Raw genomic sequence first — 16,491 nt, 5'->3', positions numbered from 1 at the left:
GATATCAACTGCAACCGAATTAACTGCAAGGGATCAACAAGGGATCAACCGCGCGATCGAGTAATTTCCACCGCAATTGTGCCCGCAAATTCCGGAATCGGTGCGGCCGGCTTCGTTACCCGCACCACCACCCGTTCCACCCCCTTCAGGGTCAACAGCCCATCAGCAATGTTTTGGGCCACCCGTTCAATCAAGTCCACCTTGGATTGGGAAACGGTTTGGCGAATATGCTCGATCGCCGCGCGGTAGTCCAACGTATCTTCAATGCGATCGCTCTGGCCCGATGGAGCCAGGTCAATATCCAGCGTCGCATCCACCTCAAACCATTGACCCAGAACTTTTTCTTCTGGCAAAAGTCCCGTGTAACCGTAGCATCGCACTTGCGAAATATAGATTCGATCCAAACTCTTCGCCAAGTTTCTTCTCCCTACCATTTCAATTCAGCAGCAATTAAGCGGCATTGTTGGCAGCTTCAAATCTTTGCAACTCCGGTGCTTACGGCGCGGAGACACCAGGGGCTGTGACTTTGCCCCCTGCCTAGACCTGTCTAGACCTGAGTTGTAGAGCTGCACTGAGTCACTGCATTGAGTGGCGAAAACTTAGTTGCTAAGGGTGCTGGGTTCCAACCGCTGACAAGCCGCTAATCCCAAGCCGGGATCCGCTCGGTAATCATCCGTCGGCACCCACACGGTCACCGAGCGATCGCCCATCACCTGGTAAAGATATTGCACCGTGGCATCAAACAGCGGCCCCACCCGCAAGTTGGAAAAATCATCTTCGGCGCTTTCAAACCCAAACCGCACTACGATTTGTGCCAACAGGCAACCGGGAGTGTCGATCGACTCGCCTGAAATTTCCCGTTCCTGCCAAAACTTGTCTAGAAATGGCTCCAAAACCGGCAAAACCTTTTTAGGCTGACCATTCCGACTGGAATAGACAACTGCGGAATTGCCCTCAACAAGAATGTGACACGCCGTACCCATAACCGCGCCCAAAGACTGGTGAAAAGACCCAAATGCTTGCGACACATCCATCAAACCATCAAAACCGTCTTCATCTCGAAAAATTTTGAGTAGGATAGTCTGCGAGACCGCCCCAGCCCCGATCGCCCCGTGGATGTTGGCTGAAGCTTATGACCGAAGAAGGCCCCTAGCCTCCTTTCCTGAATTTGGCCTTTGGGCTAAACCGTCCAGGAAAGGGCCCGGCAACCCGGTTAGGAGATAACTAAGCGTTGCGGTAACACCATGACCGCCGCCACAATCCCCTAGACTTGGAAGCCAATGGGTTCCTCGCCCCAGCCCCCAGCCACCGTACAGGGTGCAACGGTGCGATGCAGTCCAACCGGCCGCCGATTTTTGTCGGGCCACCCTGGCCGTTGGCACGATCGCCCGTGGGTTGCTGAAGTCGCGCGAACGCAGAGTTAACCTCGTTAGATTTTTTCGATGGCAACGACGAACCCGCAACTGGAACGCGCCAAACAAGGCGACCCGGAGGCGATTGCTGCCTTGATGCGGCGATCGCTGGAACCCAAAGGCATCAACGTCCAAGCCGAAAGTGGTGGCGATGTGCTGCGTGTGGTGTTGGAAGGCTCCCAGCCTGTCAACCGCGAAGCACTGCTGGCCTTCATCCGTAAGGGGATGCTCCAGTTGGGGGTGAAGGGTCTCCGCTCGATCGCCGTGGAATGGCGGCAACCGGGTAGCTTGCTAACCGATTGGACTGATTCGATTTCCCTCGACGATGACGAACCTTACGGCCTCGATGCGCTGAGCATGTCGCAAATCGAAGCACCCAACACGCCCCCCGTGGATATGGATGCGCTATCGGATGATGACAGCTACGGCGGCGGCTATGGCGCGCAGTACGGCATGGAAGATGACTCACTGCCTATGGATGATGATGAGTCCTTGGAGTCGGAAGACAGTTCGGAACCGACCAAGCCTGCCAAAAAGGGCGGTGGCGGCGGCCTGATTGGGTTGCTGCTGGGGTTGATTGCCATTGGGGGCGGGTTGTATTACCTCTACACCAAAGGGCATCTCAACGAGGTGGTGGCCAGCTTGCCGCCGGAAGTGCAAGTTTATTTGCCACCCGTCACCCCAGAGCCAGCGGAACCGGCGATTACGGCGGATGGCACTGAGGCTCCGGCGGCCAGTCCGGCCCCGGCGGCCGAAGCTCCAGCCGCCAGCCCTGCGCCAGCGGAAGCGCCTGCCGCTAGCCCTGCGCCGGCCAGTCCAGCTCCGGCGGCCGAGTCCCCCGCCACTGAAGCTCCAGCAGCGGTTCCCGCCAGCCCCGCGCCGGCCAGCCCCGCCGCTGAGGCTCCGGCGGCCAGCCCCGCCCCGGCAGCTTCACCCGCAGCCAATCAACCGAATCCAGATTTTGCGGAAGCGGTACGCAAGGCCACCAGCGCGGCGAAGTTAGCCCAAACGGCCAAGACCAAGGCGGAATGGACAACGGTGGCGGCCGAGTGGCAGGCGGCTTCGGCCCTGATGCAGAAGGTGCCGGCCGACAGCCCGAATGCTTCCATTGCTCAAAACCGGGCCCCGCAATATGCCCAAAACGCGGCGATCGCCCGGGCCAATGCCCAGGCAGCACCGCAGTAGCATCGCGGACTGATTTCGAGTCAGAATCAGCACAGAAAATTTCCCCCGCCTAAGGATCCTTCTCGGGTCATTTGGGTGGGGGAATTTATGATGAGGGCGCGGGAATTGGGCGGTTTGCGCTGGCGCTAGGGGTTTGATTGTTGCGCGATCGCCCAGGTTTCCAACGCTTCCGCTAATCCGTCGAGGGTATATTCCCGCGCTTCCGCATCGACGCGATCGAACAAATCACGGCAGGTTTGGGAGGTTTGCGGCCCGATCGAGGCTAAACAGGCCCCCGCCACCTGGTCAATTTCAAAGCCAGCCCGCTGAAGCAGCGTTAAGAAGTTTTTAACGGTTTTGGAGCTGGCGAAGGTGATGGCATCCACCCGCTTGGCCCGCAACAGGGCGATCGCCTCGGGGGTGAGGGCCGCCGGACAACGGGACTCATAGGCCGGCACTTCCCAGATGCTGGCTCCCTGGTCGCTGAGTTCCTTGACCAGCACATCGCGCCCCCCGGTTTCCACGCGCGGAAACAGCACGGTGCGATCGCGCAGGGATTCGGGAAAATGGCTCACCAGCGCATCGGCGATGAAATCCGGGGGAATGAAATCCGGCACGATGCCGAACTGCTGAAGACATTGGGCGGTTTTTTGACCCACCACGGCCACTTTGCAATCGGCCAGGGCGCGGCTGTCTTTGCCAGCGGCCTGAAGGCGGCTAAAAAATGCCTCGACACCATTGGTGGAGGTCAAGATGAGCCAATGACACCGCTGGAGATCGGCAATGGCCCGATCGAGTGGTTCCCAGGTGCTGGGCGGGCCAATTTCCAGGGCCGGCACTTCCAGCACTTGGGCCCCGGCTGCCTGGAGTCGGCCGGTGAAACTGCCCGACTGGTTGAGCGATCGGGTCACCAGCACGGTTTTGCCCGCTAAGGGTTGGGCGATCGCGAGCTGGGCGATCGAGGGTTGGGGCATTAACGGTTGAACCAAAGGAGGAGGATCGCCAGGAGCGATCGCCCCGGCTGGCCCCAACTCAAGCAATGCAGGCAGTTGGGGCAGCACAAACCCTTGGCCCCAAGGAGCCAGAAAATCCCGCAGTCGCACCACTTCCCCCACCACCACCACGGCCGGCGAAAGGGAAACGCGCTCCGTTTGCAGGGCGATCGATTCCAGCGTGCCCGTCCAAACCTGTTGTTGGGGAGTGGCGGCGGCGCGAATGACGGCCACGGGAGTGACGGACGATCGACCATGGCGAATCAGTTGGCGGGTAATTTCCGGGAGCGATCGCCCCGCCATCAAAAACACGAGGGTTTCCAGTTGGGCCAGGGCTTCCCAGTGCAATTCATTGGGTTCATGGGCACTGGCCACCGCAAAGCAACGACTCAGCACCGCATCGGTGAGGGGAATGCCCGCCAGCAACGGCCCCGCCAAGGCACTGGAAAGACCGGGAATAATTTCAAAGGTTGCCCCCGCCGCTTGCAGGGCTTGGATTTCGCTACTGGCACGCCCAAACACAAAGGGATCGCCCGCCTTGAGCCGCACCACCCGCTTTCCCGATCGCCACTGCTCCACCAGCAAGCGATCGATCTCCGGTTGGCTGGGGGAGGGCTGGCCGCCCCGTTTGCCCACATCGATTTGTGCGCAGGTGACGGGAACCCAGTCCAACAGCGCCCGATCGACTAGGGCATCATGCACCAACACCTCCGCTTGGCGCAGCACCTGAGCCGCTTGCAAGGTGAGATAGGCCCCATGGCCGGGCCCGGCTCCCACCAGGGCCACGGGCGGGTTCACAACGGACGGGTCGATCGGGTTGGGCGAGGCTGCGGCCATGGTTGGCTCCTATACGCAACGGTTATTTCCAACTTCGCATATCTGCGGCCCGAGGCCGCCGACCCCCCAGGGCTGCACCACTGCCTCCCGCCGATTTGCCCAACCGATCGCCCCGCCGATCCGGGTTGAGATACCTTTTGAGCGATCGATGGAGTGAATCGATCGGTTAGATTGATTCAACCTGCTGCATCCCCGGTCTTGGTTATGGCCAAAGTTCGCCACACAGTTTCGCCCTCTGCACCCTGGAAACGGGCGGCTTCCCTGTCCCTGTCTGTGGCGGCGCTGTTGACCTTGGGCGGGGCGATCGCCCTGGTAACCACGGGTTTTGCGGTGGGAGTTCGCTCAATTGTTGATCCCGAGGCTGCTGCTTGGTTGGATCAATGGTTGCCCGCCACCGGAGGCATCACGCCCCGCGACCTGAAAACCGTGGCCCAACTGCGGGTGGAATTGACCAAGGGCAACCAACGGATGGGGGAAATTGTGCCACTGGGCCGTCAATGGTTGGTGGCCACCGTGCGGCAACAGCAACCCAACTGCACAGCGGGGCCCCAATGTTGGCCGATCGTGCAGTTGCGGGCTTACCAAGCCCCAAACCCGGAACCCCAGGGCGATCGCCCCCTGGCCTATCGGCTCACCACCACCTTGGACTTGGAGGGGCCGCCGGAATCCTTGGTGCTGGCTCCCCTGGTCAAGGCCGGTGTGGCCACCAGCGGCTCCACGGATCCCTTGCCGCTGATGGCGGTGCAGGGTTTGAAGGGCGGCCCAGCGGGTGGCGGTTGGTTAACCGTAAGCGGGCAATTGCCCCGATCGAACCAGCAACTTCGCTACGGCGTGATTGTGCATTTGAACATTAGCCGTTTGGGGCGACCGGGCCACCTGAGCGTCCAAGGCCAGTGGAGCAGCCCCAAGGATCGATCGCCCGTTTGGGAATCGATCACCGGCAATCGGGAACCGGAATTGATCGTGGATCAATCGGCCATCGATGCACCGGACTTGGCGATTTACCGAGCGATCCCCTCCGGGTTTGCGCCGGATCCCGTTTCCTTGGAACCGATCGTGCTGACGGAACCGTTGCTGCGATCGACTGATTTAACCGACTTGGCCCAATACCAAGAGGCCCTGAAGCTGGCCAAGCTGGAATTGTGGTCGCCGGCCTTGACCAAATTGCAGCCCCTGCGCGATCGGCTGGTGAATCGATCGCTGGTTTGGGACGATCGGGTCCAGGCCCAATACGATGCCCTGCGCTACCACGCGGATCTGGCCCGGGTGCGGGCCGACTCACCCCAAAAAGATATTCCCAGCCAGATTTTGGCCGACCTAGGCGACAGCCGTTGGCAACGGGCGCTCGATCGCTTTGCACAAGCCTCCCTGGGGGATCAGGCAACGGTGGTGCGGTGGTTGCGTTCCGCCGAAGGAGAAAAACTGGAGCGGCAGGTTAATTTGGTGCTGCAATTTGCCCCAAACCAAGCCTCTGTGATGTTCTGGAAAGCCACCAGCCTGGCGGCGCGGCAAGGTCGCCCGGCGGCGATCGCCTGGTATCGCTCCCAGCCGGGCCAGTCCGTGGAGTGGGATCAACGGATCGATCGCTGGTTGGCCCAGGTGGCCACCGTCCCGCGTTAGGGCCACGGCCAGCCGGCCGCCCCCATTTCCGATAAGCTAGTAGACTGCAATTCAGTCCCAGCCACCCCGCCCGATCGACCCATGCTCCGAGCCGGAATCGTCGGACTGCCCAACGTGGGCAAGTCCACCCTGTTTAATGCCCTGGTTGCCAACGCCAAAGCGGAAGCCGCCAACTTTCCCTTCTGCACCATTGAACCCAACGTCGGCGTGGTCTCCGTGCCCGATGAGCGGTTGCAAGTGCTGAGTGATTTGGCCAAGTCCAAGCAAATTGTCCCCACGCGGGTGGAATTTGTGGACATTGCCGGTCTGGTGAAGGGAGCCAGCAAGGGCGAAGGGCTGGGGAACCAGTTTTTGGCCAATATTCGGGAAGTGGATGCGATCGTCCATGTGGTGCGCTGTTTCGAGAACGACGACATCATTCACGTGTCCGGCTCGATCGACCCGATCCGCGACATTGAAATCATCAATCTGGAGTTGATCCTCTCGGATTTGGCCCAGGTGGAGCGCCGAGCCGATCGGGTTCGCAAGCAAGCCCGCGCCAACAAAGAGGCCCAAGCCGAACTCGCGGTTCTTGAAAAGATCCTGGCCGTCCTCGAAGATGGCCGCCCCGCCCGCCAAGTCAGCCTGAGCGAGGAAGAAGAACCCCTGATCGCCACCTTGGGCCTGCTGACCCGCAAGCGGATGATCTACGCCACCAACGTTTCGGAAGATGACCTGGCCACCGGTAACCCATGGGTGGAGCAGGTGCGGGAGTTGGCCAAGACCGAAAACGCCCAAACGGTGATTATTTCCGCCCAAGTGGAAGCGGAACTGATTGAACTATCCGATGAAGAACGGGCGGACTTCCTCGATGCATTGGGCGTGACCGAAGGGGGGCTGAAGTCCTTGATCCGCGCCACCTACGACCTATTGGGTTTGCGCACCTACTTCACCTCTGGCGAAAAGGAAACCCGCGCTTGGACGATCCATGCGGGCATGACGGCTCCCCAAGCGGCCGGGGTAATTCACTCAGACTTTGAGCGGGGTTTCATCCGGGCTGAAACCGTGGCCTACGCGGACTTGGTGGCGGCCGGCTCCCTTCCTGCTGCTAAGGAAAAGGGCCTTGTGCGCAGTGAAGGCAAAGAATATGTGGTGCAAGAGGGCGATGTTATGCTGTTTAGATTTAACGTCTAGCCCTGTCGATCGCATCGATCCAGACAAGGGGCTTAAGCCCCTTGCTCCCCACGATCCCGTAACGCAAGAATCAGGGTTTCGGGGATTTGATGACAGCCCCTAAGCCCCTTGCCCCCGACGAATCCGTTCATCACCGCTTGCCCGTTCGATCGCCTGGTTTTTGTTGATTTCGATTCCGCAGCAACCCGCCATGCACCAAAATTTCATGCCGATCGCCTATTACAAAGGCGAATTTATTCCCTTCGAGAATGCCAACCTGTCGATCGCAACCCACGCGCTGCACTACGGCACGGGGGCCTTTGGCGGGTTGCGCGGGATTCCTGACCCGGCCGATCCGAACACGATTTTGCTGTTCCGGCTCGATCGCCACAGCAAGCGCCTCAGCCAAAGCGCCAAATTCCTACATTACGATTTGCCCGCCGATAAAATTCTTTGGGCGATCGAAGAATTTGTCCGCCAAAACAAACCGACCAAATCGTTTTATATCCGTCCCTTTGTTTACACCTCTGACCTAGGGATTGCGCCCCGTTTGCACAACGTGGAAAAGAGCTTCTTTATCTACGGTTTGGAAATGGGTGATTATCTGTCCCAAGAGGGGGTCGCCTGCCGGATTAGCTCCTGGGTGCGCCAAGAAGATCGCAGCTTGCCCTTGCGTGGCAAAATCGCGGGTGCTTACATCACCTCATCGCTAGCTAAAACCGAAGCGGTGGAGTCGGGCTTTGATGAAGCGATCATGATGAATTCCCAGGGCAAGGTGAGCGAAGCCTCGGGGATGAACGTGTTTTTGGTGCGCAATGGCACGTTGATCACGCCCGGTTTTGAGCAAGATATTCTGGAAGGGATCACCCGCGACAGCATTTTGACGATCGCCCGCGATCGGGGCATCCCGATCGAAATTCGCCCGGTGGATAAAACCGAATTGTTCATCGCTGATGAAGTGTTCCTCAGCGGTACGGCAGCCAAAATTGCCCCGGTGAGCAAGATCGAAAACTACACCCTCGGGAGCGATCGCCCGGTGACGAATCTGTTGCGAGAAACCCTCACAGCGATCGTCGAAAATCGCGAACCAGCCTACGCCGATTGGGTTCACAAAATCGCCCTGTAAATGGCGAGCCAAACACAGCGCAAAACTCGACTCAGCAAGTCAATCAAGACAAGTCAGCGAGTCATCGGGACAAGGGGCTTAAGCCCCTTGTTTTTTAGGTTTTTGGCATGAGTTTCTACAAACCAACCGCATCGGCGGCTTGGCTTTCTTGGCGCAAATAGCTTTCGATAAATTGCCCCAAATCACCGTTCATCACGGACTGAATATCAGTGGTTTCCAATTCCGTGCGCAGGTCTTTCACCAACTGATAGGGGTGAAACACATAGTTACGGATTTGGGTTCCCCAGGCCGCTTCCACCATGTCGCCGCGAATATCGGCGATTTCCTTGGCCCGCTGTTCTTGGGCAATCACCAATAGTTTTGCTTTCAACAGAACCATCGCTTTTTCTTTGTTTTGCAGTTGCGATCGCTCCTCGGTGCAACGCACGGCCAGCCCCGTGGGTAAGTGGGTGATTCGCACGGCCGTTTCCACTTTGTTCACGTTTTGACCGCCTTTGCCGCCGGCCCGCGAAGTGGTAATTTCTAAATCTTTGTCCGGAATATCCAGTTGAATGGAATGATCCAAAATTGGCATCACTTCCACACCCGCAAAGCTGGTTTGGCGCTTCCCGTTGGCGTTAAACGGTGAAATTCGCACCAGGCGGTGCGTGCCCTTTTCCGATCGCAAATAGCCATAGGCATAGCGGCCTTGAATTTCCAAGGTGACGGATTTAATCCCCGCTTCGTCCCCTTCGGAAAGCTCGCTGATCGCCACTTTATATTGCTGCTTTTCTGCCCAACGGGTATACATCCGCATGAGCTGCTCGGCCCAATCTTGGGCATCGGTTCCCCCAGCCCCAGCGTTAATGCTTAAAACGGCTCCTTTGCTGTCGTAGGGGCCAGATAGTAAGCGTTGAAGCTCCCAAGCATCCAGTTCCGCCGCCAATTGATTTAAGGAGGTGAAGGCTTCCTGAAGGAGACCATCATCGGGTTCTAAGTCCAGTAGCTCCAGGGCGGCGCGGCTGTCGTTGAGGGTGTTTTGCCAGCGATCAATCTGTTGTAGATCTCCTTTGGCATCGTTTAAATCTTGCAAAATTTGCTGGGCCTGGCTTTGGTCGTCCCAAAAATCTGGCTGGGCGGCTAGGTTTTCCAGGTCGGCCACTTTGGCGTTCAAAGCAGCTTGGTCAAAGGCAGTCCTGAGCGTTGCCCAGGCGATCGCACAGCAAATCAATTTGGCGTTTCAGGTCTGAGGCATCAAACATAGGGTCAAATTAGCAACTAAGGCGATGAAACAAGGCAATAAAACGGGCTAAGCGCTGGGATTTGCGCTGACCATTTCTGTACATTTTCTTACAGGTTTGTGCGTTTTCATCGGTCTTGGATCGGTCTTTGTTCGTGCTTGCACATCTTGTTTTGCATGTCTTTGTAGACCGCTGTCCTCAGAGGATGTCTGAACAGCCAAAATTGCTACTCTGTACGACTCAGTGATCGACTTAGACAAGATGCTCAAGCCCCTTGTCTCCACGACTATTGGTGCTTGCCCGTGCCAAAGAATACTTTTTAAACATCCTCTCAGCACGATCGGCAAAGCGCGATCAGCAAACAGTTGGCCAAGGCACAGCCTAAAGACTATAGCAATCCTGTGGCATTCTGCCTGTCTGCTTTTTTTGATATGGAAGTGGGACTGCGATCGAATTGCGATCGGCCGGACGGGGTTGGGCTGCAGTGACAATCCAGCCGCCCCTGTAAGTTCTAGGCGAGCCTTGGGCACAATAAGGCTGGGTCGTGGCCGTTTCAGAGGAGATGATCTCCAAAATTGATGCCGCGCCTCGACCGATTGCAGGGACTCTATAACCACCGAGCGATCGCTCACTGATGGGTTTCATCCCCTGTGGGGTGCTTGGGTGTTTCTGATAAGCTATCTGCCCAAATGGGTTTGTTCCTGAATGGCGATCTTTTTGAGTTCCATGCTTCAGAAAGGTGGCAGATTTGATCGCCAAATCTTAGAGGATGTCTGAACAGTACCCTTAGGGACTTGCCGAATCCCGATTAGGACGAAGGTAAGGGGCTTAAACCCCTGGTTTCGTCGATCGGCAGGGCAAGGAGCGTCTCAATTCTGGCTTTTCAGACATCCTCTCAGGAGACAGCGACAGGTTCAAAGTTGCAATTCCGTGTGGTTGGTGCGCGATCGCTCCTAGGAGCTTGCAAACGCACTTTTCTGACCCAACGTATAATGAAACCGTTTAGGAATCATCAGTGGGCATTGGTCAAACTTGCTCCTGATATGGCCTAATGGGTGGGCTGATTAATGGTTCAAGGGTAACGACCGAGCGGTTATTCCTAACGAGGCGATCGGGAACTTGAGAGATATGGAAGTGCAAATCCAAGATCGTGGTTGGTTTGCTAACCGTCATTTCTCGACATCGCCTATGTCGAATCCTGCCGGAGACTCTGGGGACGATATGGATTCGGATGAAACAATCACGACCAATGCCGACTTGCGAGAAGCGGAAACCACAATGGCAAAGCTGCTCCATGACGGTTTTGAGGCCTATCGAGAACGACAGTTCAATCAGGCAGAGCAGTTATTTGAAGCGTTGTTGACCTTGGCGATCTCGGTGAAGGATCACCATCGCGAAGAACGGGCCTATAACGGCCTGTTTTTGGGCTACTACGCCCGCCATCAGTACGAGCAAGCCCTGGACTGTGCGCGCCGCTGGCTGGCCACCACCCGCGCCCATGGCAATTGGCAAGGTCAAACCCACGCCTTGGCCCATTGGGGCAATGCTTGCCGTCACTTGGGCCAGTTTGATCGCGCCATTGTTTATCAGCAGGAAGCCTTGGCGATCGCCCGAGACATGGGGGAGCTAGATAGCCAAATTGCCATCCTGAATAATTTAGGTTTGACCTACAAAGCCGCCGGGGACTATCCCAACGCGATCGTTTATCAGCGCCAAAGCCTGGATGCAGTGCGACAGGTGGGCGATCGGGAAGCCGAGCGGCAAGTGCTCAAGAACTTGGGCAATAGTTACTATGCCTGTGGCGACTACGGCAGCGCGGTGGAATATTATGACCAACTGCTGCGGCTGTCCTACGCCAATGATGACTATGCAACGGCCAACCAGGTTTTACGCAGCTTGGCGAGCGCCTGTCGGCATCTGGGCAACATGCAGCAGGCCATTCATTACTGCAAGCAGCGGCTAACGGTGACGCGGGCCCTCAAGGATTTGCGAGGTGAAGAGCAAACCCTAGGAGCGTTGGGCGTGGCCTACGATGCCCAGGCTAACTATGGCACGGCGATCGAGTATTACCAGCAACGGTTGATCGTTTCGCGCCTGATTCCTGACTTGGACGTGGAGCTACAGGCGCTAGCGAGTTTGCGCGTGGCCTATTACTCGTTGGGAAATTATGCCAAAGCCAATGAGTATGCTCGGCAGCGGGAGGCGCTGGTGGGTCACTCGCCTGATGATTCGGAGGTGGATAGCAGTGCGGTGGAAACCACGATCGGGATGCTGAGTGATGAGGCGAAGAATTAGGGCCGATCGTCGTTTCCCGGAATCAAGCGCCTGAAACCCTGATGATCTCGTTCTGCAAACCAATCAGCCGTAGGGGCGAGGTCTCCTCGCCCATTCCCGTGATCCTTGGGTGTTCCCAGGGACGGACAGGGTTGTAGCGATCGCCCGGGTTAGGGTTGGGAGACCCAACCCTACGGCGATGGAAATGATGACAGCCCCTAAGCCGTCTGATCGCCGGTTTGCAATCGCCACAGTTCCGCATAGATTCCGTTGCGATCGAGCAGGTCTGCATGGCGGCCCGATTCCACCAATTGCCCCTGATCCATCACATAGATACAGTCCGCATTGCGGATGGTTGAGAGGCGGTGAGCGATCGCGATCGTGGTGCGATTTTGGGTGATTTTATCGAGCGATCGTTGAATCGCCGCTTCGGTTTCGTTGTCCACAGCCGAAGTCGCTTCGTCCAACACTAAAATGGGGGGATTTTTCAACACCGCCCGGGCGATCGCGATCCGCTGCCGCTGCCCGCCCGACAGCTTTTGACCCCGCTCACCGACAATGGTTTCGTAACCCTGGGGAAGTTGCTGAATGAAATCATCAGCTTCTGCAATTTTAGCCGCCGCTAGAATTTGATCTTGGCTGGCGTGAAATGTGCCATAGGCGATGTTTTCAGCCACAGTTCCATGGAACAGAAAAACATCTTGACTCACCAAACCAATGGCTCCGCGCAAACTTTCTAGGTCAATTTCACGGGTATCAATTCCATCGAGAAAAATAGCGCCATCGTTAATTTCATAAAGACGCAGCAGCAGCTTCACCAAAGTGCTTTTGCCAGAACCAGTAGCTCCCACAATTGCAATTGTTTGACCAGCGGGGATCGTGAGAGAGAGATTTTGCACCACGGGCGATCGACCTCGATAGGCAAAGGTCACGCGATCGAGCACAATTTCGCCGCGAATTTCCGAAGGGGCAAAGGTTTTGGTTCCTGAATGGGCATCAATGGGTGTATCCAACAAATTAAAAATTCGCCGAATAGAAGCCATGGCTCGCTGATAGTTATCCAGGGTTTGGCCCAAAGTAGTGAGGGGCCACAAAAGCCGCTGAATAATGAAAATCGAGGTGCTGTAAACCCCGATCGACATGCGCCCCGCCGCCGCTTCCAAACCGCCCACCACCAAAGTGGCCGTGAACCCACAAAGGATCACCATCCGAATCAAAGGCACAAAGGCAGCGCTATAGGCGATCGCCCTTCGGTTAGAACGACGGTAGGCATTGCTATCGATCATTACCCGATCGTGTTCATAGCGCTCCGCCGTAAAACTTTTGATGGTTAAAATGCCACCTAAATTATTCGCCAATCGGGCACTCAGCAAGCCCACGGTTTCTCGCATTTCGGAATAGCGAGGGGCCAAATTTTTCTGAAAGGCGATCGATCCCCACAAAATAAATGGCATGGGCAACATCGACAGCCAGGCCACCTGAGGCGCAACCGCAAAAAAGCTACCCCCAATGATCAAAACTGTTGTGGTCACCTGCAAAACATCATTTGCACCCGTGTCTAGAAATCGCTCCAACTGATTGACATCATCATTCAAAATTGAGAGCAGTTCTCCGGTGCTGCGCTCTTCAAAATAAGCCAACTCCAAGGACTGCAAATGATCATAGACCTCCAGTCGCAAATCATGCTGAATAGACTGGGCTAGATTGCGCCAAACTCGCTTGTAGGCATATTCAAAAACAGACTCCAAAATCCAAATTAGCCAGGTTAAAACCGCCAGTACCAAGAATTGCTCTGTGATTCCCTGAAGCCCCCAGGAAGCCAACCAGGAATCCTGCCGCTGCACCAATGTGTCAACGGCTAAGCCTAGTAAAGCTGGCGGAGCCAGGTCAAAAACTTTATTCAGAACCGAATAGGCTGTCGCTTGCCAAAGCTGACTGCGATATTGCGGCAAGTAAAGAAATAAACGACGAAGGGGATGCAAAACCTGAGTCATGGGAATAGGCAACGTAAAAACAGGAATTAATTAGCTCATCTTTTTTTCAGAGCGCGATCGAGAACTCCAAACTTCCGCAATGATGATAATTGCAGAAGCCATGAGGGTGCTGCCAAATAACCCTAGGGCCAAAACCTTGACTTTGCCACCAGAAGATGGCTTACGAGGCACAGTCGCTGGCTCTAGAATTCTGGTGCTGTTGTTGCGCTGTTCTTCCTTGACCAGGAGCGTTTGCAAATTGGAAAGTAGGGTTTCATAGGTTCCCTGGGCGGCCTTTAGCTTGCGTTCCAGATAGCGTTGTTCTTGTTCAATTTTGGGCAAGCTGCGGCTCCGTCGGAGATACATGGATCGGCTGTCTTCAAAGGACTTGAGTTTATTGACCGCGCTCACTCGCTCCGTTTCAGAGTTGAGGTATTGCTGAATTAAACTCACCCGCAATTCCCCAGCCTGTAAGAAACTGGGCGGAACCACTTGCCGATCGCCCAAAGTTTCTTGAATTCGCTTTTGCAAAATGTCTTGTAATTGTCGCTCCCGTTCCATTAACCGGGAAACCGTGGGGCTGCTGTCTGTAAAGCGCGATCGCTGCTCTGCGAGTTCTTTTTGGGTGTCTTGCAAATCTACCAAAACTTTCTGAACACTGGGGGACTGGCTCACGGCCGCCACCACCACAGCTTCCTGGGGAGAAAGATTGAGTTGACGGCGCAAGACTGTGGCTTTGGCAGCCGCTTCCATTGCTGCGGCTTCCGTGTTGGTAATTTGCTCGTCGAGCAACCGCAGAGCCAGCACCGAAGTTCGCGCTTCCTCTTCTAAATTAATCACCTGATTTTGTTCTTTAAATCGCTGAAGTCTCAGTTCCAAATTTCGCAGTTGCTTTTCCACCTGTGGCAACTCACGAGACAGAAAAATGCGAGCCTGAACGGTGTCTTCTCGGGCGATCGCCACGTTGTTATTGCGATAGACCTCAATCACGGAATTCACAACGGCCGCCGCCAACTCTGGAGACTCATTGACATACGTAATGCTGACCACATCCGTTGCGCCAATGATCTTGACTTCCAGCGCTGTCTTCAGCTCCGCTGGCCCTAAGGGTTCGCCTTTTTTATCTCGCAAATCCAGCTTTTTGATGGTGCGCTCTAGTAATGGTTCCGAGAGCAAAATTTCCATCTGATTACTGATGGGACTCTGGTCAACCAACAGCGATCGCAGCGGATTATCCGACTCATCCCGTGCAAGACCCGTCAACTCTTGAGTGGAGTCAATTCTGAAGAGAATCTTGGCTCCAGCCTCATACACAGGCTTCACGCGCCGGGCCGCCAAAACAGAACCACCCATGCCCAAAATAAAAACACAAGCAGCCGGTAGCCAGGCCCGTTGACAAGCCTTAAGGATAAGCCCTAGGGGATTGAAGTCGATCGCCTCGCGGGATGTCTGGGACTGCATAGGGTTCAGGTAATGAAATCGAAGGCCGAGGGCTAGGCAGTTTATTGAATTACTGAAAATTGGGAGCGCTGGGGGCCAACAGGCGACGCAGGTTCGAGAGATTATCCACAGGCGACAGCAACACCCGCAGGAAGTCCGTAATTCGGGTCACGCCATTGGTGTTGATCACCACGATGTCGTTGTTCAGCAACAGGGGATTGGTTTCCTCATTCAGGCCGGCTTGCAGGTCAAGGGAGATGCGGCGGGCGGTGGCTGACCCATCGGGATTAATCCGAATCAGGTCAACTTGGCTGGAGATGGCGCGGGGGCGCAGGAATCCGCCGGCCGCCAAGACGGCCTGATTGAGGGTGGCGTTGGGTGGCAGCTTAATGAGGCCGGGGGCTTTCACTTCGCCAACCACGTTCACCCCGATCGTTTCGGGGGCAAAGCTAGCCCGGGCCACGCGCGAAACCTCCTCAGAAGAAAAGGTGCTGGCCTTTGGAATCATCAGCATGTCTCCATCCCGCAGCAGGATATTTTGGCTGAGGTCGCCACTTTCCAGCAGTTGCCAAAGGTTAAGGGTTTGGTCTTGGGGATTGCCGCCCGGATCTGAGCGCCGGAGGCGGATGTTGCGAATATCGGCGAGGGGGGTGATGCCGCCGGCCGCCACAATCGCCCGGGTCACGTCTGGCCATTGAAGGGGTAACTGATTGGGCACCACGTCCCGATTGCTGACCTCGATCGCGTAGGAGCCGGGTCGATTCACTTCCCCAGAAACACCAATCCGAACCGGGCGGGGCGTTAAAACATTGACGGTGATGATTGGGGTCTTTACGAAGGGGCGATAGGCCTGGCTGAGGGCACTGGCCAATTGCTGAGGAGTTAAGCCTCGGGCCCGCACAGAACCAATCCAGGGTACGGAAATCGTGCCATCAACCAGCACCAGGTAGATACGGTTGCTGAATTCGGGCACATCAAAAATTTCCACCTGTAGCCGATCGCCCGTATCCAGTTGATACCCATCGATCGGGGGTTGCAGCGTCGGATCAAGCATGGAACCCGCCGAGGTGGACGCGGGAGCCAGAAGCAACCGAGGCAAAGGCTGAAGGGTTGCAGAATTCGGCGCGGAGTCTGGCGTGGAATTGCTGGAGGTGGAGTTAGCCGATGGATTGAGGGTGGGATCGGGTGCTGCAACGCTGGAGGGGCTGTCGGGCGCACTGAGGGCCGGTTCATCAAAAGGGTCGAGGGGTTGGGCCGCCACGGGTTGGGCGATCGATCCCC

At 56.3% G+C, this 16,491-nt stretch carries 12 protein-coding genes; 5 read left to right on the top strand and 7 right to left on the bottom strand.

Features of this window, described 5'->3' with window-relative positions:
* Positions 1–44 precede the first annotated feature (44 nt).
* Positions 45–404, bottom strand: coding sequence for a dihydroneopterin aldolase (gene folB, locus AC2IAX_RS03190; protein ID WP_099534150.1), 360 nt, complete (start codon positions 402–404; stop codon positions 45–47).
* A gap of 195 nt (positions 405–599) precedes the next feature.
* Complete coding sequence (locus tag AC2IAX_RS03185; protein WP_494389297.1) at positions 600–983, bottom strand: histidine kinase; 384 nt, start codon at positions 981–983, stop codon at positions 600–602.
* Positions 984–1,442: 459 nt separating this feature from the next.
* Between AC2IAX_RS03185 and AC2IAX_RS03180 the strand changes: the two genes are divergently transcribed.
* The gene (locus AC2IAX_RS03180) at positions 1,443–2,597 is read left to right on the top strand and encodes a hypothetical protein (protein WP_494389296.1); all 1,155 of its coding nucleotides are present in this window, start codon (positions 1,443–1,445) and stop codon (positions 2,595–2,597) included.
* 125 nt (positions 2,598–2,722) lie between these two features.
* Here the strand turns inward: AC2IAX_RS03180 and cobA are convergent, their stop codons facing one another.
* Positions 2,723–4,405 (bottom strand): uroporphyrinogen-III C-methyltransferase, encoded by a 1,683-nt coding sequence (cobA, locus tag AC2IAX_RS03175; RefSeq protein WP_494389295.1) that lies wholly within the window; start codon positions 4,403–4,405, stop codon positions 2,723–2,725.
* 204 nt (positions 4,406–4,609) lie between these two features.
* Here cobA and AC2IAX_RS03170 point away from each other — a divergent pair, with 204 nt between their 5' ends.
* The 3 genes from AC2IAX_RS03170 (at position 4,610) to AC2IAX_RS03160 (ending at position 8,303) form a co-directional block, all read left to right on the top strand.
* Complete coding sequence (locus AC2IAX_RS03170) at positions 4,610–6,025, top strand: hypothetical protein (RefSeq protein ID WP_494389294.1); 1,416 nt, start codon at positions 4,610–4,612, stop codon at positions 6,023–6,025.
* A gap of 81 nt (positions 6,026–6,106) precedes the next feature.
* Complete coding sequence (gene ychF, locus AC2IAX_RS03165) at positions 6,107–7,198, top strand: redox-regulated ATPase YchF (RefSeq protein ID WP_494389293.1); 1,092 nt, start codon at positions 6,107–6,109, stop codon at positions 7,196–7,198.
* 190 nt (positions 7,199–7,388) lie between these two features.
* A complete protein-coding gene (locus AC2IAX_RS03160) occupies positions 7,389–8,303 on the top strand; it encodes a branched-chain amino acid transaminase (RefSeq protein WP_494389292.1) in 915 nt (304 codons plus the stop codon).
* A gap of 115 nt (positions 8,304–8,418) precedes the next feature.
* Here AC2IAX_RS03160 and prfB read toward each other — a convergent pair.
* A protein-coding gene (prfB, locus tag AC2IAX_RS03155) for a peptide chain release factor 2 (RefSeq protein ID WP_494389291.1) occupies positions 8,419–9,544 on the bottom strand; the annotation gives its coding sequence in 2 pieces (ribosomal slippage) (positions 8,419–9,468 and positions 9,470–9,544; 1,125 coding nt in all).
* A gap of 1,167 nt (positions 9,545–10,711) precedes the next feature.
* Between prfB and AC2IAX_RS03150 the strand changes: the two genes are divergently transcribed.
* On the top strand, positions 10,712–11,818 hold the full coding sequence (locus tag AC2IAX_RS03150) for a tetratricopeptide repeat protein (RefSeq protein ID WP_494389290.1): 1,107 nt from the start codon (positions 10,712–10,714) through the stop codon (positions 11,816–11,818).
* Between the two features lie 197 nt (positions 11,819–12,015).
* On the opposite strand, the gene AC2IAX_RS03145 is transcribed toward AC2IAX_RS03150, so the two are convergent.
* From AC2IAX_RS03145 to AC2IAX_RS03135, 3 genes are read right to left on the bottom strand one after another with little or no spacing between them, the layout of a single operon-like run.
* Positions 12,016–13,791, bottom strand: coding sequence for an ABC transporter ATP-binding protein (locus AC2IAX_RS03145; RefSeq protein WP_494389289.1), 1,776 nt, complete (start codon positions 13,789–13,791; stop codon positions 12,016–12,018).
* Positions 13,792–13,821: 30 nt separating this feature from the next.
* Positions 13,822–15,231 (bottom strand): GumC family protein, encoded by a 1,410-nt coding sequence (locus AC2IAX_RS03140; protein ID WP_494389288.1) that lies wholly within the window; start codon positions 15,229–15,231, stop codon positions 13,822–13,824.
* Between the two features lie 49 nt (positions 15,232–15,280).
* Entirely contained in the window at positions 15,281–16,471 is a 1,191-nt protein-coding gene (locus AC2IAX_RS03135; protein WP_494389287.1) for a polysaccharide biosynthesis/export family protein, read from the bottom strand.
* Positions 16,472–16,491 lie beyond the last annotated feature (20 nt).

The sequence above is a fragment of the Limnothrix sp. HT2024 genome (genome assembly GCF_059138625.1).
This window is presented reverse-complemented; position numbering and strand designations above follow the sequence as displayed.